This window comes from Streptomyces solicavernae (genome assembly GCF_029968095.1).
GTDB classification, from domain to species: Bacteria; Actinomycetota; Actinomycetes; order Streptomycetales; family Streptomycetaceae; genus Streptomyces; species Streptomyces solicavernae.
In genome coordinates, this window is sequence record NZ_JASCIR010000011.1 from 168,551 (window position 1) to 191,906 (window position 23,356).

Consider the following 23,356-nt stretch of genomic DNA (forward strand, 5'->3'; position numbering starts at 1 on the left):
TGCTCACCCGATCGGAAAACCCCATGACCACCTACGACACCGACGTCGTCGTCATCGGAGCCGGACCGGTGGGCCTCACCCTGGCCAACCTGATCGGTGTGCGCGGCCACCGGGCGACCGTCCTCGAGGCCCGGCACGAGCTGATCGACTACCCGCGGGGGGTCGGCCTCGACGACGAGTCGATCCGCTCCCTGCACACGGCGGGCCTGTGGGAGCGGATCCAGCCCTTCACGGTCCCGCACCACGTGGTGCGCCTGGTCAACGGCACCGGCCAGGTCCTGGCCACGAACAACCCGCGCACGCAGGAGTTCGGCTACCCCCGCAAGCACGGCTTCATCCAACCGCTGGTCGACCGGGAACTCGCCGCCGGCCTCGACCGATTCGACGGCACCGGGCTGCGCTTCGGACACCGGGTCGTGGGGATCGAGGACCGCGGCGACCACGTCGCGGTGACGGCGGAACGTCCAGGCGCCGACGACGGCACCGTCGAGACGGTCACCCTGACCGCCCGCTACGCCGTCGGCTGCGAGGGCGGCAGCTCCTTCACCCGCAAATGGATGGGAGTGAGCTTCGAGGGCAAGTCCCCCTCCACCCGCTGGGTCGTGGTCGACGTCGAGAACGACCCGATCGGCACCCCCTCGGTCTATCTGGGCGCCGACCCCCGTCGCCCGTACGTCTCCATCGGCCTGCCGCAGGGCATCCGCCGCTGGGAGTTCATGCTCCACGACGACGAGCCGACCGACCTGTGCGACGACCCGGCGTTCATGCACTCACTGCTCGCCCGGCACGTCCCGGACCCCTCCGCCCTGAAGGTCATCAACCAGCGCACGTTCACCCACCACGGCCGCGTCGCCTCCGACTTCCGCAAGGGCCGGGTCTTCATCGCCGGTGACGCCGCCCACCTGATGCCGGTCTGGCTCGGCCAGGGCTGGAACTCCGGCATCCGGGACGCGACGAACCTGGCGTGGAAGCTCACCGCCGTCCTCGCGGGTGACGCCGACGACGCCCTGCTCGACACGTACACCGTGGAGCGCCGCAAGCATGCCGCCGACATGATCGACGTGAACATGGCGGCAGGCACCGTCATGAAAATGGGCCGCTTCGGCGGCAAGGTCCGTGACGTGGCCGCCACCGCCCTCAACGCCGTCCCGAAGTGGAAGTCCTACTTCACCGAGTTGCGGTTCAAGCCGATGCCGCGCTACGCCGCAGGCGTCGTCGTCGACCAGGCCGATCTCACTCCCGGCCGGGCACGCGCCGGGTTCAAAGGCAGGGCCGGGGGACTCGCGCCGTTCATCGACTCCGCAGGCGAACTCTCCCCTGTAGGCCTGCAGTTCATCCAGCCGCGCGTCAGCACCGCCGACGCCACCTACGTCCTCCTCGACGACGTGACCGGTAACTGGTGGACCCTCGCGACGTGGGGCACCGACCCGACGGCGTTCCTGTCCCTCGCCGATCTCGACCTCGTCCGCCGCCACCGCATCAAGCTGGTCTCGTTCATGCCGGAGACCCAGCGCACCTGGGCGCAGAAGCGGTACGCGGATTCGCCGGCGCCGGTCACCGTCGTCGGCGACACCTCCGGGGCCCTCAAGGACTGGTTCGACGTGCACGCCTGCGGCCTGGTCCTGCTGCGCCCCGACCGCTTCGTCGCAGCCGCCGCGCTGACCCGGCAGGCGCCCCAGGCCCTCACCGCGGTCCGCACAGCCGGCTCGCTGTTCACTCCGCAGACCACGACCGCCCCCGAGGAAGGAGTACGGGCATGACCCTCGCACTCGTCACGATGTCGCACAGCCCGCTGCTCGATTACGCCGAGCCGCCCGCCGAGGTCGCGGGCGCGGTCCAGGGCGCCTTTGCCGCCGCGCGCGTATTCGTCGAGGACTACGACCCGACCCTGGTCGTGTCCTTCGCGCCGGACCACTACAACGGCTTCTTCTACGACCTGATGCCACCATTCTGCATCGGCTACCAGGCCCTGGGCGTCGGCGACTACGGCACCACGGAAGGGCCGCTGAACGTGCCGGCCGAGCGCGCCGAGAGGCTGGCCCAATGGGTCGCCGAACGCGATATCGACGTGGCCATCTCACGCCGTATGGAGGTCGACCACGGGGCGATCCAGCCGCTCGAAATCCTCTTCGGCGGCATCGACACCGTGCCGACCATCCCGGTCTTCGTCAACGGCGTCGCCGAGCCGTTCGTGACCATGCGGCGCGTGCGCAGGCTCGGCGAGACCATCGGCGGCTTCCTGGCCACACTCAAGGACGAACGGGTCCTCGTCGTGGGTTCGGGCGGACTGTCGCACGACCCGCCGGTGCCGCAGTGGGCCACCGCCGGCGAAGCCGCACGCGCGATGCTGCTCAACGGCCGCCATCCGACAGCGGCCGCACGGGACGCCCGCCAGCAGCGAGTCATCGACACGGCGAAGGCGTTCACGGCGGGCACGGCCGCCATCCGCGACCTCAACCCCGAATGGGACCGGGCCCTGATGGCGACGCTCGCCTCCGGTGACCTGTCACCTGTCGACTCCATGACCCCGCGTCAGATGGCCGAGGACGCGGGCAATTCAGCGCACGAGGTCCGCACCTGGGTGGCCGCGTTCTCGGCACTCGGCGCGGCCGGCCCGTACGAGGTGGAGCACTCGTTCTACCGTCCGATCCGGGAGTACATCGCCGGGTTCGGCGTCATGGCGGCGCGCTCGGCGGCGTGAATGCTCCGCCCGGACCCGGAGGGGCCAGATCCCCGATCGGGACCGCAAAGTGCTCCCCGTACAGTCGATTTCTCTCCCCACCGCAGAGAAGACGGAGCCGGCATGAACGAGAGCGGCCCCAGCGGTGTCCTTGCCAAGGCACTTGCCGTCCTCCAGGCGTTCACCGTCGACGACACGACGCTGGGATTCGCCGAACTCCAGCGCCGCACGGTGTTTCCCAAGGGCACCCTGCACCGCGTCCTCGGCGATCTCGTGGCCGCGAAACTGCTCGACCGCGTGGACGGCCGCTACCGCCTGTCCGGGCTCGTCTTCGAACTCGGCATGCGCGCTTCGGTCGAACGAGGCCTCCTTGAGGTGGCGACCCCGTTCATGGAGGACCTGTACGTGCGCACGCACGAGCTGGTCCACCTGGGGGTTCGCGAAGGATCCGAGGTGGTGTACGTGGCGAAGATGGGCGGCCACCAGCAGGCCGCCTCCCCCTCCCGCCTCGGCGGACGCATGCCGTTGCACTCGACGGCCCTCGGGAAGGTGCTCCTGGCGCACGCGCCCGACGATGTCCGCGAGGCCGTCCTGCGCGGACCGAAGGAACGCCGGGCCCCCAGGACCATCACCAACGTCGACGTCCTGGCACGCCAGCTCGCCGACGTCGCCACGACGGGGGTCGCCTTCGAGTACGAGGAGTCGGCCGTCGGCATCGTGTGCGTGGCGTCGGGGATCTTCGGCCCGGCAGGCGAACTCCTCGGCGCCGTCAGTGTCACCGGTCCGGTGCACCGCTTCCAGCCGAACCGGCACGCCGCGGCCGTCCGCGCGGCGGCGGCCGGGATCAGCGTCACGCTCGGGCGGCGAGCAGAGCTGCGCCGGCACTGACGCCGCCGAACGCCCCCTTCCGACTTCCGACTTCCGACGACAGTTCCGTCTCACGGAACTTTTTCCTGGGCGTCGGTCGGACCCATTGTCCAAGCTGGAGACATGAACGAGACCCCCCGCGGCAGCGGTGCCGTGACCAAGGCCGCACAGCGTTTGCTGCAGGCCTCCGCCGACCGTGCCCCCTGCATTCCGGTACGCGATCTGATCGGCGCCGACGACGTGAAGTCCGCCTACGCCGTACAGGAGTTGCTCACCGCGCACCGCCTGGAGAGCGGCGCCCGCGTCACCGGGCGCAAGATCGGCCTGACCTCTCCCGCCGTACAGGCCCAACTCGGCGTGGACCAGCCGGACTTCGGCGTCCTCTTCGACGACATGCAGGTCACCGACGGCGCACCGGTGCCCGCCGGGCGCCTCATCCAGCCGAAGGTCGAGGCGGAGATCGCCTTCGTCCTCGGGACGGACCTCGCCGAAGGCCCGCTCGACGACAAGCAGGTGCGGGCCGCAGTGGCCTACGCCAGCCCCGCCCTCGAGATCGTGGACAGCCGCATCGCCGACTGGGACATCACCTTCGGCGACACGGTCGCCGACAACGGCTCGAGCGCCCTGTACGTGCTGGGCCGGGCGCAGCGGCCCCTCGCCCAGTTCGAGCCGGTCGACGCCCGCATGACGCTCGCCCGAGCAGGCGAGACCGTCTCCAGCGGCACCGGCGCGGCCTGCCTCGGCAACCCGCTGGGCGCACTGGCCTGGCTGGCCCGTACCGCCCGCGAGTTCGGCTCCCCGCTGCGCGCCGGCGAAGTCATCCTCTCCGGCGCACTCGGTCCGATGGTGGTCGCCCAGGCCGGCGACGCGTTCACCGCCGACATCACGGGCCTCGGCTCGGTCTCCGTCTGCTTCCCCGCGTCGGACGCGTCCGACGCAGCCCCCGAAACCGCCTCCGACGAAGGAGCCTCCGCATGAAGACCAAGGTGGCCATCATCGGCTCGGGCAACATCGGCACCGACCTGATGATCAAGGTGCTGCGGTTGTCCGACACCCTGGAGATGGGCGCGATGGTCGGCATCGACCCCGCCTCCGACGGCCTGGCCCGCGCCCGGCGGCTCGGCGTCCCGGTCACGGCCGAGGGCGTCGAGGGCCTGGTCCGGATGGAGGGCTTCAAAGACATCGGGATCGTCTTCGACGCCACCTCTGCCAAGGCCCATGTCGCCAACGCCGCGATGCTCGCCCCGCACGGCAAGCAGCTCGTCGACCTGACCCCGGCGGCCGTCGGTCCGATGGTGATCCCGGCGGTCAACCTCGCCGAGCACGTCGCCGCCGGGAACGTCAACATGGTCACCTGCGGCGGCCAGGCCACGATCCCCGTCGTCGCCGCGATCTCCCGGGTCGCTCCGGTGCCGTACGCTGAGATCGTCGCGTCCATCGCGTCGAAGAGTGCGGGCCCCGGCACCCGCGCCAACATCGACGAGTTCACGGAGACCACCAGCCACGCCATCGAGGCCGTGGGCGGCGCCGGCCGCGGCAAGGCCGTCATCGTCCTCAACCCGGCCGAGCCGCCGCTGATCATGCGTGACACGGTGCTCGCCCTGGTGAACGCCCCGGACGAGACCGCACACGACGCGATCCGCGCCTCCATCGCCGCGATGGTCGAGCAGGTATCGGCGTACGTACCCGGCTACCGGCTCAAGCAGCAGGTGCAGATCACACCCGTCCCGGCCGACCAGCCAGTGCACACCCTGACCGCCGACCCGGTCACCCACCAGGTATCGGTGTTCCTCGAAGTGGAGGGCGCCGCGCACTACCTGCCCGCCTACGCCGGCAACCTCGACATCATGACCAGCGCGGCCGTCCGCATGGCCGAGGCCATGGCCGCTCACAGCAACGAACTCCAGGGAGCGGACGCATGACCGTCGACAGGCTCTTCATCCAGGACGTCACCCTGCGGGACGGCATGCACGCCATCCGCCACCGCATCGAACCGGAGCAGCTCGGCCGGATCGTCGCCGCGCTCGACGCCGCCGGAGTCGACGGCATCGAGGTCTCGCACGGCGACGGCCTCGCCGGCGGTTCCCTCAACTACGGTCCCGGCAGCCACACCGACTGGGAGTGGATCGAGACCGCCGCCGCCCACATCGAGAACGCCCGGCTCACCACCCTGCTGCTGCCCGGCATCGGCACCATCAAGGAACTCAAGCAGGCCTACGCCCTCGGCGTGCGCTCCGTCCGCGTGGCCACCCACTGCACGGAGGCCGATGTCTCCGCACAACACATAGCCACCGCCCGCGAGTTGGGCATGGACGTGTCCGGATTCCTGATGATGAGCCACATGGCCGACGCGAAGACCCTCGCGGACCAGGCCAGGCTGATGGAGTCGTACGGAGCGAACTGCGTGTACGTCACCGACTCCGGTGGCCGTCTGATGATGGACGGTGTTCGCGACCGCATCCGCGCCTACCGGAACGTTCTCGACCCGGCGACCGAGATCGGCGTCCACGCACACGAGAACCTCTCCCTCTCGGTCGCCAACTCGATGATCGCCGTCGAGGAGGGCGTCACCCGGGTCGACGCCTCGCTCGCCGGCCAGGGCGCGGGCGCGGGCAACACCCCGCTGGAGGTGTTCATCGCCGTCGCGAACCTCAACGGCTGGAACCACACCTGCGACCTGTTCGCCCTGCAGGACACCGCCGACGACCTGGTCCGCCCACTCCAGGACCGCCCCGTCCGCGTCGACCGCGAGACGCTGACACTCGGGTACGCCGGGGTGTACGGCTCCTTCCTCCGCCATGCGGAGACGGCAGCGGAGCGCTACGGAGTCGACGTCCGTTCCATCCTGGTGGCGGTCGGCGAGCGGGGTCTCGTCGGCGGCCAGGAAGACATGATCGTCGACGTGGCGCTGGGCCTGACCGAGTCCGGCTGACCCACGAAGAGGAAGGGCCGGGCCCGGACAGGAACCGGCAACTCAGCGGAGCGGAGTACAGCGGCAAGCCGGTCGCCGAGCCCTTTCCGGACCTGGCTTCGTGCCGTCACTTCGGGGCTTGCATCGTCTCCGAACAGCTGGAGCGAGACACGCGGCCGAACGGACACCGTCTCCGACGGCTGGGCGGACAGCTCGGTTCATCGGTATCGCTTTTTAGCCGCGTTCGCGAAGAACTCTTGCCCAACCACTTGGTAAGTGTGCGAAACATAAACGAGAGGTCGCTTTGTGTGTGATGTCATCCGTCGAACGCCGGCAACCAGCAGCTTGTCGCGTCGATCCCTCATCGCTACCCTCACCGCGGGCGCCGGGGCCGTCGCCGTAGGCGCGACTCCTGCGCAGGCGCGCGAGAACGCGCAGGAACCGGAGGCGTCCCGGGCACCGCTGCGGGCTGACGGCCATACAACCCGTCTGGTCCTGCTGGGCACGGCCGGCGGCCCCCCGTGGTGGCCGAACAGCAACCGTGAGGGCATATCCTCCGCGCTGGTCGTCGGCGATCGCTACTACGTGATCGACGCCGGGGACGGCGTCGGCAGGCAACTCCGCAAAGCCCGCCTGGGCAGCTGGCAGAACGACCTGGGCGGCCCCCTGGACAAGCTCGCCGGAGTCTTCCTGACGCACCTGCACTCCGACCACATCGTCGATCTGAACAACCTGCTGACCGAAGGGCTGTCCAACGGGATACCCCGTGCCGACCTGCCCATCCCGCTCATCGGCCCGGGGAACCGTGGTGCACTGCCCCCGCTGTTCGGCCCCGATCCGACTCCTCCGGTGGTCGCGCCGGAGAACCCGACGCCAGGGACGCGGGAGATGTGGGAGGCGATGGTGCGCGCCTACGCCACCGACTTCAACGACCGGGCCCGCGACAGCCGCAAGCCCGTCCCCGACCAGTTCGTCGATGCCCGGGACATCGTCCTGCCCTCATGGGCTACCGATGACCCGAACGGCGCCCCCGCCCCCGACATGGCCCCCGTCCCCGTGTACGAGGACGACCACATCCGTGTCACCGGCACCCTCGTCGACCACGCTCCTGTCTTCCCCGCCCTCGCCTACCGCTTCGACACGGAGGACGGTTCCGTCGTCTTCTCCGGCGACACCGCGCCGTGCGACAACCTGGTGCGCCTGGCCAGGGACGCAGACGTACTGGTGCACGAGGTCATCGACCGCACCTGGCCGGAGTCGATGTTCCCCGAGCCCCGGACTCCCGCACAGGAGGCATCGCTCCACCACCTGCTCAACGCACACACAACGGTCGAGGACGTCGGCCCCGTCGCCGAACGCGCCGGGGTGCGCACACTCGTCCTGTCCCACCTGGTGCCGGGCAACAGGCCGGACTCGGTGTGGCGCGAGGCCCGGCACGGATTCTCCGGACGACTCTTGATCGGACACGACCTCGACGAAGTGGGGATCGGCGAACGCCGAAGGTGACTCGGCTCGTTCCCGCGCAGCGACGGGTCTGACCGGCTACACCGCCAGGGCTGGCACGACCGTTGGCCGGGATGGCGACGCCGCCGGCAACACCAAGCTCGCCTCAGCCCTACGGGAGCGCGAGGGTGAGTTGGCGGCGTAGCCATGGGCTGCTCCCGCCGTGTTGCGTGGTGTTCCGTGCGCGGTAGTACTGAGCTTGTTCCGCTTTGACGGACATCTGAGATCAGGGGATCTGCCCCGGAAGGATGTCCATCATGGAGAGCATGGGGAAGAAGAAGCCACGCCCTCGCCGTTCGTTCGCCGCCCACACCCTCGGTCTCGACCCCGCCGCGGTCCGTGTCATCGCCGCCGCCGCCGCCGCCGCCGCCGACGTCGGCGGCGGCTTCGGGCAGAAGGGCATCCTCTACGTCGAGGAACTCCTGATCCCGCACGCCGCACGCCACCTCGGCCGGCCCGTGCTGTGGCGCGAGGACCGCAACGAGAACCTGACCGCCTCCTCGCACGCCCGCGAACAGGTCCACCGCATCGAACTAGCGGCGGACGCCGACGGCCGCCTCGTCGCCGTACGCGACCGGATCACCGTCAATTTCGGCGCGTACAACATGACCGGCCTCGTCGTTCCGTACAACTCGCTGTGCCACCTGCTGGGGCCCTACCGCGTGCCGAACGTGGACATCGACGTCACCGGCGTCCTCACCAACACCACCTTCGCCACGCCCTACCGGGGGGCCGGCCGCCCGGAGGCGGTGTTCGCCATGGAACGGGCGATGGACCGGCTGGCCGCAGAGCTGGGCATCGAGCCCGAGGAACTGCGGGCCCGCAACCTGGTGCGGCCCGACGAGATGCCGTACGCGACGGGCCTGGTGGACCGCTCGGGCAAACCGCAGTCCTACGACTCCGGTGACTTCCCCGAACTGCTGCGGCGCGCCGTCGCCAGGGCCGGTGTCGAGCAGGTACGCGCCCGGCAGCGCGAGGGCGCCCGCGACGGCAAGCACCTCGGCATCGGCTTCGCCATGTACATCGAGGCGACCGGCCTCGGACCGTTCGAGACCGCCCGCGTCGACATCGCCCCCAGCGGCCGGGTGCGTCTCGCCATCGGCGCCCCCTCCCAGGGACAGGGCCACCGCACGTCGATGACACAGATCGCGGCAGACGCCATCGGAGTGCCCCTCGATGTCATCGACGTCGTCGGCGGCGACACCGAGGCCACCCCGTTCGGCGTGGGCACCATCGCCAGCCGCGCCCTGGTCAACGCGGGCAACGCCACCCACCGGGCCGGCCGGCTCGTGCGCGAGAAGATCGTCGAGGCGGCGGCCCGCCGGCTCGGCATCCCGGCGGACCAGCTCGACCTGAGCGACGGCGTCGTCGCGACGAAGGAGCCGGGCGGAGCTTCGATGACCCTGGCCGAACCCGCCGGACGTGCCCCGCTGCCCGGCACACCCGAACCGACCGACGGCCGGCACGGCACCGAGCTCAGCGAGACCGTGCACTTCCGCCCGCCGGGCTTCGCCGTCGCGAGCGGAGCCCACGCGGCCGTCGTCGAGGTCGACGAGCACACCGGCGAAGTCGAGATCGTGCACTACGTCGTCGTCCACGACGCGGGCAACATCGTCAACCCGATGATCGCGGAAGGACAGGTCACTGGCGGCATCGCGCAGGGGATCGGCGGCGCTCTCTACGAGGAGATGATCTACGGCCCCGACGGCCAGCCGCGCACCGGCACCTACATGGACTACCTGGTGCCCACGTCCTCCGAGATCCCGGACCTCGACATGGACGAGATCTTCACTCCCAGCCCCATGAACGACCTCGGAGTCAAGGGCCTCGGCGAAGGCGGTGCCATCGCCCCGCAGGCGGTGCTCGCCGGCGCCGTCGAGAACGCGCTGCGCTCATTCGGCGTGGTCGTACGCCGCGGCCCGCTCTCACCGGGCCGCGTCCGCGACCTGATCCGTACAGCTACCCGTACCTGAACCGGCCCCGCGCTCCCAATGCCGCCCCCTCCCGAATCCGGTCCCGAGCCGGTCGGCCCCATGATTGGACATCCATGCAGCTCGACCACTCCTTCACCGTCCCGACGGATCCCGGCGATGCCTGGAAGCTCTTCCAGGACCTCGGCCGGGCCGCGCCCTGCATGCCGGGAGCCGTCCTTGACACCCTCGACGGCGACTCCTTCACCGGCCGCGTCAAGGTCAAGGTCGGCGCGGTGCAGATGAGTTACCGGGGTGAGGGCACCGTCACCCGCGACGAGAGTGCCCGCTCGATGCACCTCAAGCTCAGCGGGAGCGAGACCCGCGGGGCAGGCACCGCGTCGGCCACGGTCACCGCGACGCTGACCACCGACCCGGCCGGCACCCGGGTGCGCGTGCGCACCGACCTCGACATCACGGGCCGTCCCGCGCAGTTCGGCCGGGGCATCATGACCGAGGTCGGCGAGCGCATCGTGCAGCAGTTCGCCACCCGCCTCGAGGAGCTGCTGCAGGACGCCGGGCCCGTTGCCGCAACACCTTCCGCGGCGGGCCCGGCGGGCCCGGCGGGTACGGCCCAGGGCCGGTCCTCGACCGAGCCGGAGCCGGTGGACCTCGGAGCGGCCGCGCTGCCGGTGCTGCTCAGGAAGACCGCCGCGCCCGCGGCAGCCGCGCTGCTCGCCATCGTGGTGATCCGGGTGCTGACGCGGCGCTCCCGCAGGTGAGGGAGTCGGCGCGGCCGTCCCCGGCCCAGTCGATCGGCTGAGCGATAAGATTCTCAGTGCCGTGAGAAGCCAGAAGGCGTCGGCGGGAGCAGTACGGGGGAAGAGGATGGCTGCATCGAGGCCGGCAGACCGGGACGCCGCGGCCGGACTTGGGTGGGCTGCTCCCCACGGACGATGGCCAGAGCTTCGGCGACCGTCGGACGCGCGTCCGGGTCCTTGTCCAGCAGCCGGGTGATCGGTGATGGGAACACGGCCCTCGGCGGGCCACGCTCGTCGAGCGCACCACCCGCTACACCGCCATCGTCGCGCTGCCGGACGGCATCAAGGCCGAGCAGGTACACACCTCACCCGAAGCCTCCTTGGCATCCCACCGCAGATGCGGCGGACGCTCACCTGTGACCGGGGCCGCGAGATGGCCGAGCACCAGGCCATCACGGCCGAGACCGCATGCCGATCTACCTCTGCAAACCACGCAGCCCCTGGCAGCGGGGCACCAACGAGAACGCCAACCGCCTGCTACGGCAGTACCTGCCCAAGGGCGCGGATCTCCGCACGTTCAGCCAGGCCGACCTCGACGCCATCGCCCACGAGCTCAACCACCGTCCCCGCAAAGTCCATGGCTACCGCACTCTGGCAGAGGTCTACGCTGACCTCCTGAACAGCGTTGATGCGCTGACCACTTGAGCTCGCCCTGGTTTATTGAAGATGTGCCGCATGTCGAGTGCGGGTCAGCCGAGGCGGATGCCCAGCATGGAGATGGATCCGCCGTCGAATCCGTCGATGGGGAAGGTGACAGGGTCGTCGCCTGTGCAGGCGGCCAGGACGTAGAGCAGCGGCAGGTAGTGCTCCGGGGTAGGGACGGCCAGCGCGGCGTCCGCGCCGCCCTGTTCGTAGGCAGCGATGTCGTCGAACCTGCCCGCGGTGATCAGCTCCCGTAGCCGGGTGTCGAAGCGGACGGCCCAGTCGAACGGTTCGACCGGATGCCGGCCCCATGCATAGGTGTGCAGGTTGTGCACGACATTGCCGGATCCGAGGATGAGGATCCCGTCCTCGCGCAGTGGGCGCAGGCGGCGGGCGAGGTCGTAGTGCTGGGCCGGGGTGAGGGTTTCGTCGATGCCCAGCTGGACTACGGGGATGTCGGCGTCCGGGTACATGTGGATGAGTACGGACCAGGTGCCGTGGTCGAGTCCCCACTGGGTGTCGAGTTCGATGGGGGTGGGTGCCAGCAGCTCGCAGACCCGGGCTGCGAAGTCGGGTGAGCCGGGGGCCGGATAGTCGACGTTGAACAGGGCTGGAGGGAAGCCTCCGAAGTCGTGGATGGTCGCGGGGCGCTCTTCGGCCGTGACCCGGCCGCCGGGTACGTACCAGTGCGCCGAGACCGACAGGATCGCCCGCGGCCGCGGGATGGAGTCGGCCAGCTCCCGCCACGCGGCGGTGTAGGTGTTGTCCTCGATGGCGTTCATCGGGTTGCCGTGGCCGATGAAGACCGCCGGCATCCGTACGGTCTGGTCTCCGGCGGAACTCGCCATCTCATCCTCTTCCGTGCTACCGGTTCAGCGGTCCGTCGGGCGGGTCTGGGGAACAAGCCCGGCGGACCGGAGCTCATCGATGAGTCCGGCCCGGCGGCCGGGGAGGGCAGCTGCGGTGCGGCCGTCGACGTCTCAGTGCCAGCTGCGGTCGACGCCGGTGGGGTTGTCGCCCTGGACGGGGCCGATGAAGTCCTCCATGATGCCGCGCAGTCGCTCGACGCGGGCGCGGTCGAGCATGAACTCGCGGAATCCGCGCGGGTCGGTATTCCCGTACTGGTCGATCGGCTTCCAGCCGGGGATCTGCACGTCCCGGCGGGTCGGCCACTGGGCCGATGCCTGCTGGGCCTGCTGCGAGAGCCGGTAGCTCATGTACAGCTTCGCCGCGGCGGGGTGCGGTGCGTCCTTGAGGATCGCTCCGGTCTGATACCACGCCTGGAAGAAGTCCTCCTTGGGCAGGATGAACCTCATCGAGTCACCCGCGGGCGGGTTGAGGTAGTAGAACGAGGTGAACGTCGCCGCCCGCTCACCCGAACCGATGACCGCCAGCGGCGTCGCGGTCCCGCGCACCCACATCGGGTTCTGCGCCAGCAGCTTCTCCAGCCAGCCGTAACCGTGCTTGGCGATGATCTGCTCGAACTGGAACAGGACGGCGTCGTCGTCGTGCGGATACGTCAGCACGATGCGGTCCTTCAACTCCGGGCGCAGGTAGTCCGTCGCCTCCCGCGGGCCCTGCTCCTCCGGGATGACCTTGGTGTCGACGACGTTGGAGAACGCGAAGACGAACAGGGCGTAGTAGGCGCCGTCGGGGTCCACGAAGTCCGGGTCGACCTCGTCGAGGCCGTCGGGCCGGTACGGCTGAAGCAGGCCGTGCTGCTTCCAGTACGGGAAGTCGTTGACAGTCTGCACATGCACCACGTCCACACGGTTGTCCCCGCGGATGCGCTGCGCGTCGATCCGCGCGTTGTGGTACTTGCTCAGGTCGACGGTGACCTCGATGTCGATGTCAGGGAACATCTCGCTGAAGCCGGCCGTATACATCTGGGCCTGCTCGGGAGCATCCCCTCCGCGTACACGACCAGCCCGCCGCCCTCGACCCTGGCCTGCCCGTACAGCTCCTGCATCCGTGGGTCGGTGCCCATCGCCTTCTCCTTCTGTACGCGCGGCGGCGCTTCGCGTCCGTTCTGCCGGGGCAGCGCCTCTACCCTCCACAGGTTCAGAGTCACCCACATCGGCACGGTCCGAGCGGGACACCCCGGCCGCGAAGGAGAAGGCACCCGCACGTCGTGAGGTATCACCCAAACGCACGACACCGGGGGCGGCGTCGGCCTGCTGAGCGGCCCACCCGTTGCAGCGCCGAGAACGCCGGCAGCCTCTTGCGGCTCGCGTGCCAGCCCCCCGGAGGCAGGGTGACGCACCCCTATGGCCGGCCGACAGCTTGTCGGTGGACGAGACTGAACAGGCTCACGTGTCCGTACATTCCTTGGGCGGCACCCCATCGCCCGCAGTGCGGGGGCTGGGCACCGTCGCCGCGAGGTTGATTGCGTGCGGCCATGTTCAGGTTGACCTCGCCGTACGGAGATATACGGCAGGTTCGAGCTGGACATGAACAGCCGCCTGGAGCTGGATCTGGCCGCCCGGGCGGCCACGGTGCCAGGCCCGCGCTCCCCGGACGCTGCACCCGCTGGGCGAGGCGCGTCCTGACCGCCGGGCACCGTTCAGCGCAGGCGGCCGAGGGCCGGCACGAAGCGGCCGCTACGGCGGCGTACTTCTGCCAGGCGACACCATGGATGCGCGGGTATGGGCTCTTCGATACGGCGGACCTGGAGCTCTGGTGGCCCACCGTCAACCTCGCCGGCGTCTTCATCGTCTGCGGCGGGCCTGCTGCTCGTCGCCCTGTCCTGGCGCGACGTCCTCCCGCGCGCGGGAGAACGTCGCGGATCAGCAGCCGGGTGCCTCCTGCCGCAGCACGTCGACCCCCAGGGGTGCCGGGACAGGGGTCAGGCGGCCAGACGCAGCAGGGTCTCCTGGAAGGAGACCGCGCTCCTGGGAGGCCGGTTGTGGGGCAGCTTGGCAAGGGCTGCGGCCATGCCGCAGGTATTGGTCACGCCGGAGAAGACGAGCCCGGCGCCGATGGCACCGGACAGCCAGTGCGCGGGAGGCCATGCGAGGCCGGCCAGGAAGCCGGCGAGGACGAAGGTGCCGGCGGCGAGGCGGACCTGGCGGTCCATGGGCCAGGTGGCGCGGGCGCCTACCGGGCGCTCGACCTCGTGGCCCGCGGTGGCCCAGGCGGTGGTGCCGCCTTCGAGGGTGGCGGCGTCGATGTCCTGGGCGGCCAGCCGTGCGCAGCCCTTGGCGGACCGGGCTCCGGAGGCGCAGACGATGAGGAACGGCGTGCGCTGTGCGGCCTTCCTCAGGGCGTCTGCGGCTTCGTCCAGGCGGTCCAGGGGGATGTTGTGGGCGCCGGGCAGGTGGCCGGTGGCGTACTCGCCGGGGGTGCGGACGTCGATCACGGTGAACTCGCCGAAGCGGGCGGCGGCCTGGGCGGGGGTGAGTGCGGTGGTGGTCACGGAGCAGATGCCTTTCTGGGCAGGTTCCTCCACCGTACGATACCCGTGGGGGTATGTGAGGAGGTTGGTGTGCAACTCGACATGAGCGCCGAGGAGCTGAAGTCGGCGCTGAACCGGCTGCGGCGGGCGCAGGGTCAGCTCGCGGGAGTGATCAAGATGATGGAGGAGGGCCGGGACTGTGAGGACGTCGTCACGCAGTTGTCGGCGGTCTCCAAGGCGCTGGACCGGGCCGGGTTCTCGATCATCGCGACGGGTCTGCAGCAGTGCATGACCAGCGAGGACCCGCTGGTGCGGGACTCCGCGCAGATGCGGGCCCGGTTGGAGAAGCTGTTCCTTTCGCTGGCTTGAGAGCTTTTTGTATCCCGTGGGGCCTGCCGCGGACGCACCGACAACGGGGCGTCCGCGGCAGGCCCCACGGGTGCTTCACAGCAGGACGCCGGTCGCCATCACGGCGGCCACGGTCAGCAGCAGAGTGCTGAAGACCCGCTGCAGGATGGCGGGCTGGACCTTCGCAGACAGCCGCTTGCCGTCCCAGGCTCCCAGGACCGCCGTCGCGATGAACGGCATGATCAGGGCCCAGTCCAGGCTGACCTGGGTGGACGCGCGGGCCGCGAGGGCGACCAGGGCGTTGGCGATGATGACCAGCAGGCTGGTGCCGACGGCCGCGCTCATCGGTACCGCCAGCGCCGCCACCAGGGCGGGGACGGTGAGGAAGCCGCCGCCGACCCCGAGGAACCCGGTCATTGCGCCCAGTGCGGCCCCCGCCCCCGCTGCGCGGGGCGCCGCGACCGTCGCACCCTCGGACGGTGTCCGCTGACGCAGCATGCGCAGCCCGGCGAGCACGGCGAGGGCGGCGAAGGCCAGGGTCAGCACGGCGGCGGGAATGTGTGCGGACAGCAGGCCGGCCGCCGCGGCGGGCAGCAGCCCGGCCGCGGCGAACAGCAGGCCGGCCCGCCAGCGCACCGTTCCCGCCCGGGCGTGAGCCAGCAGTGCGGTGAGCGAGGTGACGATCACGATGATCAGGCTGGCGGTGGTGGCCTCGGCCGGGCTGAAGCCGAGCAGGTAGATCAGGGCGGGGACGGTCAGGATGCTGCCGCCCGCCCCGAGTGAGCCCAGGGCGAGACCGACCAGCGCCCCGGCGAGCAGGGCGAGAACGAACGCGGTCATATGACGGTCCCCACCGCCCCATGCGCGTCCTGGACGGGCAGGCCCAGATCGGCCCAGGCGCACATCCCGCCGGTGACGTCGACCGCCGCGACACCGCGCTCGGCGAGCAGGTGCGCGGCCTGCTGGGAGCGGTTCCCGGAGCGGCAGATCAGCACCAGGCCACGGCCGTCCTCGCGGCCGGGCAGGCCCGGCCTCTCGGCCAGCCGCGACAGCGGCAAGAACAGGGCACCGGGCGCGTGACCGGCCCGGAACTCGTTCTCCTCACGGACGTCGGCGAGCAGTGCGGAGCCGTCCTCGACGGCGCGGTGGGCCTGCGCTGGTGTGATGCGGCCGCGGCCGCTCTGGGGCAAGAGCATGATGCTTCCTCTGGCGCCTCTGACCCCCTGGGCCGGCCGTGAGTGGCCGGCGGGGTCAGGTGGTGCGGTCAGTGCTGGGCGAGCGTGACGAGGGTGAGGCCGGCGTCGGCGGCCGCGGCGTAGCCGTCATCGACGGCGACGACGTCACGTCCGTTGGCGTCCAGGACGGAGGCGGCGATCGCCGCGCGCATGCCGCCCGCGCAGTGCACCCACACGGTCCCGGCGGGCACCTCCTCAAGCCGCTGGTGGACCTGGTGGATCGGGATGTGCACGCTGCCCTCGATCCAGCCCTGGGACCGCTCGCCGTCCCGGCGGACGTCCAGCACCACTAGCTCCTCGCCCCGCTCACGCGCGGCGGCCAGGTCGGCGAACGTCGCCCGCGGGAACGAGGCAAGGGGTGCCCCGTCGCCGGTCCAGTCGTCCGGAGAGCCGACGGCCGCGGCGGCCGGGCGGTCGATGCCCACCCGGGCAAGCTCACGCTGGGCACGGGTGATGTCCTCGTAACTCTCCGCGAGCAGGGTGACCGGCTTGCCCCACGGGATCATCCACGCCAGGTAGGTGGCCGGCTGCCCATCGACCTCGAAGTTGAACGAACCCGCCACATGGCCTTCCGAGAACGCCACCCGGCTGCGCAAGTCGACGACCCACTCCCCGGCCGTCAGGCGGCGGGCGATCTCCCCGACGTCCGCACGCTCCGGTGCGGTCAGGTCCACCGGGGTGGGGCCTGCGGCGTTGGCCGGGCCCATGTGCGCGTAGTAGGCCGGAACGTCGTCCAGACCGGCCAGCAGCTCCTCGACGAACGTATACACGTCCTTAAGCAGCGCCGGGTTGGACGTCTTCTCCGTACCGATGGTGCTGTGGTCGCCGTCGGCCTGGCTGGCGGAGCAGAAACTGCCGAACCCGTGTGTCGGCATCACCGCCACATCGTCGGCCAGCTCGACGGCGAGCCGGTGCGCGGAGGCGTGCTGGGCTCGGGCCAGCTGCTCGGTGAGCCGCGGCTCCACCAGATCGGGGCGGCCCACGCTGCCGATCAGCAGCGAGCCGCCGGTGAACGCGGCGACCGGTCGCCCGGCCTCCTCCAGTACGTAGGAGGTGTGGTGCGGGGTGTGACCTGGGGTGGCCACGGCCCGCAGGACCAGGCCCTCGTCGATCTCCTCGACATCGCCGTCGGCCACCGCGACCCGTGCGTACGCCACCGACGCCCCGGCGGGCACCAGGTAGCGCGCGCCGGTCAGCCGGGCCAGCTCCAGGCCACCGGTGACGTAGTCGTTGTGCACGTGCGTCTCCGCGACGGCCGCGATCCTGACCCCGCGCCGGGCCGCTGCCGCGATCACCCGGTCGATGTCCCGCGGCGGATCAACAACCACCGCCGCCCGGGCCCCGCCCGCCAGATAGCTGCGGTTGCCCAGACCTTGGATCTCAAGGATGTCGGCAAAGAACACGGCACACTCTCCCTCACGGCACAATTACCCCCCGGGGTATCTCAATCACCGTAACAGAGATACCTGGGGGGGTATCTAGGGAGGTGTGCGACGGTCGCTACGCTCACGAAGGTGCCCCGGCTCGCGAAGCTCCTGCGGGAGCCGACCCCGGCCGACCGGGTCCAGGGCAGCCGTGCCCCGGCACCCCGGCGCGCCCGCACCAGCCGACGCGGACACCCCGGGCGCGGACATCTGTATCGGCTACGCCCGATAACTAAGCGTTGTCCCGTAAATGATCTACGGCGTGTTCGTTGACCTGCCTGCTTCTTCGTCAGCCGGCGAGGGCGAGGTTGTGCAGGCGGGCGATGCCGAGCATGGCGTGGTGGACGCCGTCGCCCTAGGCGGCGTCTCGGGTCTCTGATAGCTTTCCCATCGTCTTGGTTCTGCCAGATGGAGACGAGCGCGTCGTGCCAGCCGTGCATGGCAATCAGCAGGTCGCGATAGAGCGCACGCTTGTCGTCCAACCAGCGCACGCGTTCCTCGTAGGTTTGAGGTTCCCCCGAGATGCGGAGCGTGTTGACAGAGGGTCAGATGGGACTCATGAGAGGAACATCGACTATGGCCGCCCCCAGAAAGTACTCGCTGGAGTTGCGTGAGCGTGCGGTACGGATGTACCGAACCTCCGACCCGAAGCCGCAGATCAAGAAGCTGGCCGTCGACTTCGGTGTGCATCCCGAGGCCCTGCGCGGCTGGATCCGGCAGGCCGAGGCGGATGCCGGCGAGCGCGACGACCGTCTCACCACCGACGAGCGGGCCGAGCTCGCGGCGCTGCGCAAGGAGAACGCCCAGCTCAAGCGGGCGAACGACGTCCTGCGGACGGCCTCGGCTTTTTCGCGGCGCAACTCGACCCGACCCGGCCCAGGTGACGGCGCTCGTTGACGAGCATCCCCGCCTGGGAGTCGAGTGCGTCCTGCGGGAACTGCACATCGCTTCCTCCACCTACTACCGCTGGCGCCGTGCGGAGAAGGAGCCGTGCGAACGGCGGCGCCGCGACGTCGAGCTGACTGAGCGGATCAAGGAGATCCACGCTGGAGTACGCGCTCGCGTCCCGCGAGGTCGAGCCCGGCAAGCTCACCCACCACGCCGACCACGGCTGTCAGTAGACATCCATCAAGCTCACAACTCGGCTGATGCGAGCCGGAGTTGAGGCATCCATGGGCTCCGTCGGAGACTCGTACGACAATGCCCTCGCGGAGAACCTCTGGATGCTCATCAAAACCGAATGCATCCGCGGGCGCACCTTCACCACGAGGTCCGAGGCCAACCTCGCGCTCTTCGAATACATCGACGGCTTCTACAACTCCCGCCGCATCCAGGACCGGCTCGGCTTCCTCAGCCCGATCGAGTTCGAGGAGAAGCACTACGCCGAGCAGGCGACGGCCGAACCAACGAATCGGAACACCCGTCAACCCCTGCTGACCAGCTGATCAGCACCTCCCGCACGCCGGGGGAACCTCAAACGAGCGGACCGTACGTTCCTGGTCTTCGCCTGCTCGTCGGGCCGCAGCAACGGCAGACCGTCAACGAGCTGGAGCCGGGCAGACCCCGGCGCGAGACCATCCCCGCCCATCGGTCCTCACTCTCTGTCCATCGCATTGGATGCGAGAATTTCGCATCCAATGCGAGCCGGGAGCGTTTTCGCAGCTCAGTCGCTCGAAGGAGTGAGAAGCCGCCTACTGTCGCGACGACGTCGCTACGGTGGAACCGGGGTCGGCGCGGGCCCCGCCTCGGTGAGACCGCTGAACGCTCGCCATGCGCCGCTGCCAGGGCGGAGGTCGCATATTCGCATCCGATGCAATTGGCGTCGGTATACAGCGGTTGGCGCTGAGAACGATCACGGTCAGGGCGTGAGTGTGCTGCCCCAGTTCTCGTAATCGCGGAGGGCTTTGCGCTGGGCCCAGAGGTTGGCAGATGTCGAGGAGCCCGGTGTGCACGGCGGGGGTGACGCGTCCTGGCGGCGTCCCACGGTCACGCAAGCGCTGTCGTTCTTGCGGAAAACGTTGCGTGACGTCGCTTTACGTACCTGGTTGGATACTCAGAGAGAACATGGCAGGTGCAAGCCCCAGAGGAGACTGTGTGCCATCGACAGCAGATCACGCGGAGCAGCAGGACAACCCGGCCATGCGGCTCGGGTTTGGTCCCGGCCAGGTCGTCCGGGAGGTCGGACACGGCGACGACGTCGACCAAGACCTCCGTGAAGGGATCGAGGAGGTCACCGGCCTGGAATTGGTCGATGAGGATCACGACGACGTCGCTGACTTCGTCTTGCTGTGGTTCCGCAGTGGTGACGGCGACCTCATCAACGCCCTGGTCGACGCCATCGAGCTGATCGATGGGGGCGGCGAGATCTGGCTCTGCACCCCGAAGACCGGGCGAGACGGCTACATCGAGCCGAATGAGATCAATGAGGCGGCACAGACCACCGGGCTCTCCCAGACCAGGTCCATGGCCGTTGCGAGGGACTGGAGCGGCGCCAGGCTGACTACCCCGAAGAGCGCGAAGAGCGGGAAGAGGTAACCGGTTCTCGGGTATCCGAACGGAAATTGGCGGTAGCCGCTGGCCCGGACCATGGTCCGGTCGGTGCGAGGACGCTGACGCGATTCTCGTACTCGCGGCGGGCCTTGCGCTGGTCCGGGATGACCGGGAGGCCCTGGGCGCCGTCGAGCGGCTGGCAGCGGGCGAGGAGCTGGCGGTGTACGGCGGGGACGGCAGTGACACGGAGGGTGTAGCCCTGGCCGCGCTGTACGGTCGCCCCCCTGGTCGAGCGCGGCCCGCTCGGCGGGCTCCAGCTCGGCAGTGCGGAGGAAGTCGGCCGGGTTCATTGGACGCTCGCCGCGCCTGTCGTCATTCGATCGTTTGACGACAGGGGGCAGGGGCCCGGCAGCAGGAGGGCCCCGTCGAGGAGCGTGACCAGACACGATCGGGCGACGCGTGGTCCGGCTGCGCGCTTCCCTGGCGCGGTGGCGGGTGCCAGGCCGGAGGGGCTGAAGGGGGCGACGGCTGCTCGCGAGGAGACCCAACGACTGCCACTTTTGGCTAACAGACCACCGGCATGCTGGAGTCGGCCAGCTCGTAGACGGCTGAGCGGACAGAGTTGAACCGGGGTGATCCCCGAGGCAGCCCTGGGGCCCCACAGCGCTGCCCGGCGGGGTCCTGCGTGAACGGCGGGCCGACGGGGCAAGCCTTCCGTCGATGGATCGACACCCTTCGCCGAGGAGACGACCGTGCGTGTGGCCCTGCTGATCGGATCGCTCGCGGAGCTGGACACGTGCCATGCCCTGTACGCGAATGCGCTGGCGGCCGACGGCCACGAGGTGTGGGTCGGATCGGTCAACAGCCTGTCGGCCGCGGGCGGCGAGCTCTCGATGACGGCGGGCCGGGCTGAGCCGGACCAGATGGTGAATGCGGGCGCCCCCTTCCCCGGGACCACCCGGCGTCGCGACTGCACGGATCTGGACCTGGTGTGGGTGCTCAACTACCCGCATCCTTCCGTACAGACCGAGACGTGGCAGCTGCTGTGGCGGCTGAACCAGCAGGTGCCCTTCGTCAACGACGTCGTCGGCATCCTGATGTTCGGCAACAAGACCAACCTCGACGCCGTGGTTCCGGCCGGCCATCTGCCGCGCACGCTGGTCTCCTCGTCGTTCGACGAACTGTGGGCCCACTACCAGCGGGCACCGGAGCAGACCTGGGTACTTAAGCCGACCGACGACGACGCGGGCGCCGACGTCTACCTCCTCAAGCCCGGTGACAGCAACAACCGGGTACTGCTGCAGTCCATGACCGGCAACACCGGCGTGACCGAACTGCTCACCAAGGGCAGCCTGATGGGGCTCCGCCGGCGCTACTGCGCACTCCAGGAATACGTCCCGCACACCGAGGAGAAGCGCGTCATCCTCGTCGGTGGGCGGCCCGTAGCCCAGCAGGCACACCGGCTCGCCCCCGACGAGCACCGCGGCAACACCACGCACCGCGCCTCCTGCTCGGAAACCGAACTCACCGATGATGAATGGCAGCTGTGTGAACAGGTCGGCGAGCGACTGATGCGCCACGGCATCCGCTTCGCCGGGATCGACCTCGCCCACCCGTACGTCTTCGAAGCCAACCTGGTCAACCCCGGCGGCCTGGACGAACGCCTCACCCTCGGCCTGCCCGACCTCACCCCGGACGTCCTACGGACCCTTCTCAAGGAGGCGCCGGCCCGCCACCACGCCGGAGCTGTGCGGTGACGGCCGCCGGACCGGCCCAACCCGCAGCGCCTTTCGGCCTGTTCGCCGAGGCCCGCGAGCTGCTGCCCAGCATCGTCGCCGTACGCCGGACCCTGCACCGCACCCCCGAACTCGGACTGCATCTGCCGCGCACTCAGCACACCGTCCTCAAGGCTCTCAAGGGGCTGGGGCTGCGCATCTGCACCGGAGAACGCCTCAGCTCGGTCACCGCCGTACTGGAGGGAGACCGGCCCGGCCCGACCGTCCTGCTGCGGGCCGACATGGACGCCCTGCCCCAACAAGAGGACACCGGGCTCGCATTCGCCTCCGAGGTACCCGGCCACATGCACGCCTGCGGCCACGATCTGCACACCGCGATGCTCCTCGGCGCCGCCCGGCTGCTCTCCGCACGTCGTGAAGGCCTGGCGGGCCGGGTGGTGTTCATGTTCCAGCCCGCGGAGGAGGCGGGCGGCGGCGCCCAGCACATGATCGACGAGGGACTGCTCGACACGTCGGACGGCTCCGGCGTGGCCGCGGCGTTCGCCCTGCACGTCACCACCCGCTTCGACAGCGGCACCATCCACCTGCGCCCTGGCCCCATGTTCGCCGCCGCCGATCTCCTGCACCTGACCGTCCGCGGCCGGTCCGGACATGCCTCCGCACCGCATCTGGCCCTGGACCCGGTCCCGGTGGCCTGTGAGATCGTCCAGGCACTGCAGACGATGGTGACCCGCAGCGTGAACGTCTTCGACCCCGCCGTGCTCACCATCGCATCGATCCACGCCGGTACGACGACGAACATCATCCCGGAGACCGCCGAGATCCAGGGCACCTTCCGCACCCTGACAGAACCGACCCGCCGGATGGTGCGCGAGGGCATCGCCCGCGTCGCGCACCACGTCGCCGCCGCGCACGGAGCCACCGTGGACATCGAGTTGACGGACAGCTATCCGCCCGTCGTCAACGATGCCTTCGTCGCCTCCGCCGTCCGGGACACCGCCGCCGAACTCCTCGGCACCGACCGCGTCCAGCACCTTCCCGAGCCGTTCATGGGTGCGGAGGACTTCAGTTACGTGCTGCGACGCGTACCCGGCGCGATGGCCTTCCTCGGCGCCCGGCCAGCCACAACCACACCCGAGGAGACACCGGACTGCCACTCCAACCGAGTCGTCTTCGACGAGCACACCATGGCCGTCGGCGCTGCGCTTCACGCGGCCGTGGCCCTGCGGTGCCTGGCAGCTCCACCGCCAAACGGCCCGCCCGTCCCATAGGGGGCGCATCGCCAGCTGTCGGCCCAGGGGGGAGGAGCCGATTCGGTGGCTGGCCAGGCTCAGAGATGGCTATCCGGTCGGCAGAGGAAATTCGTCACTCATTCGAATGGTTTGGTGGTCTCTG

Annotated in this window: 21 protein-coding genes and 2 pseudogenes; 17 read left to right on the forward strand and 6 right to left on the reverse strand. The window is 69.9% G+C overall.

Annotated elements, in window-relative coordinates; genetic code table 11:
• Positions 1-23: 23 nt before the first annotated feature.
• The 10 genes and pseudogenes from mhpA to QIS99_RS32435 form a co-directional block, all read left to right on the forward strand.
• A complete protein-coding gene (gene mhpA, locus QIS99_RS15815) occupies positions 24-1,760 on the forward strand; it encodes a bifunctional 3-(3-hydroxy-phenyl)propionate/3-hydroxycinnamic acid hydroxylase MhpA (RefSeq protein WP_282513978.1) in 1,737 nt (578 codons plus the stop codon).
• Entirely contained in the window at positions 1,757-2,701 is a 945-nt protein-coding gene (locus QIS99_RS15820; RefSeq protein WP_282513979.1) for a 3-carboxyethylcatechol 2,3-dioxygenase, read from the forward strand. The genes mhpA and QIS99_RS15820 overlap by 4 nt, the downstream gene beginning before the upstream one ends.
• 102 nt (positions 2,702-2,803) lie before the next feature.
• Entirely contained in the window at positions 2,804-3,568 is a 765-nt protein-coding gene (locus tag QIS99_RS15825) for an IclR family transcriptional regulator (protein WP_282513980.1), read from the forward strand.
• A 102-nt stretch (positions 3,569-3,670) separates the two neighbouring features.
• On the forward strand, positions 3,671-4,525 hold the full coding sequence (locus QIS99_RS15830) for a 2-keto-4-pentenoate hydratase (RefSeq protein WP_282513982.1): 855 nt from the start codon (positions 3,671-3,673) through the stop codon (positions 4,523-4,525).
• A complete protein-coding gene (locus QIS99_RS15835) occupies positions 4,522-5,469 on the forward strand; it encodes an acetaldehyde dehydrogenase (acetylating) (RefSeq protein ID WP_282513984.1) in 948 nt (315 codons plus the stop codon). The genes QIS99_RS15830 and QIS99_RS15835 overlap by 4 nt, the downstream gene beginning before the upstream one ends.
• Positions 5,466-6,479, forward strand: coding sequence for a 4-hydroxy-2-oxovalerate aldolase (gene dmpG / locus QIS99_RS15840; RefSeq protein ID WP_282513985.1), 1,014 nt, complete (start codon positions 5,466-5,468; stop codon positions 6,477-6,479). Before QIS99_RS15835 ends, dmpG begins: the two co-directional genes overlap by 4 nt.
• 324 nt (positions 6,480-6,803) lie before the next feature.
• Positions 6,804-7,964: an MBL fold metallo-hydrolase gene (locus QIS99_RS15845; RefSeq protein WP_282513987.1), complete on the forward strand. Its 1,161-nt coding sequence runs from the start codon at positions 6,804-6,806 to the stop codon at positions 7,962-7,964.
• A gap of 254 nt (positions 7,965-8,218) precedes the next feature.
• A complete protein-coding gene (locus tag QIS99_RS15850) occupies positions 8,219-9,934 on the forward strand; it encodes a xanthine dehydrogenase family protein molybdopterin-binding subunit (RefSeq protein ID WP_282513988.1) in 1,716 nt (571 codons plus the stop codon).
• A 74-nt stretch (positions 9,935-10,008) separates the two neighbouring features.
• Positions 10,009-10,653: an SRPBCC family protein gene (locus tag QIS99_RS15855; protein WP_282513990.1), complete on the forward strand. Its 645-nt coding sequence runs from the start codon at positions 10,009-10,011 to the stop codon at positions 10,651-10,653.
• A gap of 238 nt (positions 10,654-10,891) precedes the next feature.
• Positions 10,892-11,337 (forward strand): annotated as a pseudogene (locus QIS99_RS32435) (IS30 family transposase); the annotation flags it as partial.
• A gap of 44 nt (positions 11,338-11,381) precedes the next feature.
• On the opposite strand, the gene ygiD reads toward QIS99_RS32435, so the two are convergent.
• The 3 genes from ygiD to QIS99_RS15875 all read right to left on the reverse strand — a co-directional run bounded on the left by ygiD (position 11,382) and on the right by QIS99_RS15875 (position 14,749).
• Positions 11,382-12,182: a 4,5-DOPA-extradiol-dioxygenase gene (gene ygiD, locus QIS99_RS15865; protein ID WP_282513992.1), complete on the reverse strand. Its 801-nt coding sequence runs from the start codon at positions 12,180-12,182 to the stop codon at positions 11,382-11,384.
• A gap of 132 nt (positions 12,183-12,314) precedes the next feature.
• Entirely contained in the window at positions 12,315-13,220 is a 906-nt protein-coding gene (locus QIS99_RS15870; RefSeq protein WP_282513993.1) for an ABC transporter substrate-binding protein, read from the reverse strand.
• Between the two features lie 959 nt (positions 13,221-14,179).
• A complete protein-coding gene (locus QIS99_RS15875) occupies positions 14,180-14,749 on the reverse strand; it encodes a rhodanese-like domain-containing protein (protein ID WP_282513994.1) in 570 nt (189 codons plus the stop codon).
• A 69-nt stretch (positions 14,750-14,818) separates the two neighbouring features.
• On the opposite strand from QIS99_RS15875, the gene QIS99_RS15880 reads away from it, so the two are divergent.
• Positions 14,819-15,097, forward strand: a complete 279-nt coding sequence (locus QIS99_RS15880; RefSeq protein WP_282513995.1) for a metal-sensitive transcriptional regulator — start codon at positions 14,819-14,821, stop codon at positions 15,095-15,097.
• Between the two features lie 75 nt (positions 15,098-15,172).
• Here the strand turns inward: QIS99_RS15880 and QIS99_RS15885 are convergent, their stop codons facing one another.
• From QIS99_RS15885 to QIS99_RS15895, 3 genes are all read right to left on the reverse strand, one after another.
• The gene (locus QIS99_RS15885; protein ID WP_282513997.1) at positions 15,173-15,916 is read right to left on the reverse strand and encodes a sulfite exporter TauE/SafE family protein; all 744 of its coding nucleotides are present in this window, start codon (positions 15,914-15,916) and stop codon (positions 15,173-15,175) included.
• Positions 15,913-16,272: a rhodanese-like domain-containing protein gene (locus QIS99_RS15890; RefSeq protein ID WP_282513998.1), complete on the reverse strand. Its 360-nt coding sequence runs from the start codon at positions 16,270-16,272 to the stop codon at positions 15,913-15,915. The genes QIS99_RS15885 and QIS99_RS15890 overlap by 4 nt, the downstream gene beginning before the upstream one ends.
• A gap of 68 nt (positions 16,273-16,340) precedes the next feature.
• Positions 16,341-17,714: an MBL fold metallo-hydrolase gene (locus tag QIS99_RS15895; RefSeq protein ID WP_282513999.1), complete on the reverse strand. Its 1,374-nt coding sequence runs from the start codon at positions 17,712-17,714 to the stop codon at positions 16,341-16,343.
• Between the two features lie 271 nt (positions 17,715-17,985).
• Between QIS99_RS15895 and QIS99_RS15900 the strand changes: the two genes are divergently transcribed.
• The 6 genes and pseudogenes from QIS99_RS15900 to QIS99_RS15925 all read left to right on the forward strand — a co-directional run bounded on the left by QIS99_RS15900 (position 17,986) and on the right by QIS99_RS15925 (position 23,232).
• Positions 17,986-18,114: a hypothetical protein gene (locus QIS99_RS15900; RefSeq protein WP_282514000.1), complete on the forward strand. Its 129-nt coding sequence runs from the start codon at positions 17,986-17,988 to the stop codon at positions 18,112-18,114.
• Positions 18,115-18,311: 197 nt separating this feature from the next.
• Positions 18,312-18,608 (forward strand): annotated as a pseudogene (locus tag QIS99_RS15905) (transposase); the annotation flags it as partial.
• A 275-nt stretch (positions 18,609-18,883) separates the two neighbouring features.
• Entirely contained in the window at positions 18,884-19,180 is a 297-nt protein-coding gene (locus QIS99_RS15910) for an IS3 family transposase (protein ID WP_282514002.1), read from the forward strand.
• Positions 19,181-19,829: 649 nt separating this feature from the next.
• Positions 19,830-20,270 carry a DUF3052 domain-containing protein gene (locus tag QIS99_RS15915; RefSeq protein WP_282514003.1) on the forward strand — a complete coding sequence of 147 codons (441 nt, stop codon included), beginning with the start codon at positions 19,830-19,832 and terminating at the stop codon, positions 20,268-20,270.
• A 707-nt stretch (positions 20,271-20,977) separates the two neighbouring features.
• A complete protein-coding gene (locus QIS99_RS15920) occupies positions 20,978-21,982 on the forward strand; it encodes an ATP-grasp domain-containing protein (RefSeq protein WP_282514004.1) in 1,005 nt (334 codons plus the stop codon).
• Entirely contained in the window at positions 21,979-23,232 is a 1,254-nt protein-coding gene (locus QIS99_RS15925) for a M20 metallopeptidase family protein (RefSeq protein WP_282514005.1), read from the forward strand. Before QIS99_RS15920 ends, QIS99_RS15925 begins: the two co-directional genes overlap by 4 nt.
• Positions 23,233-23,356 lie beyond the last annotated feature (124 nt).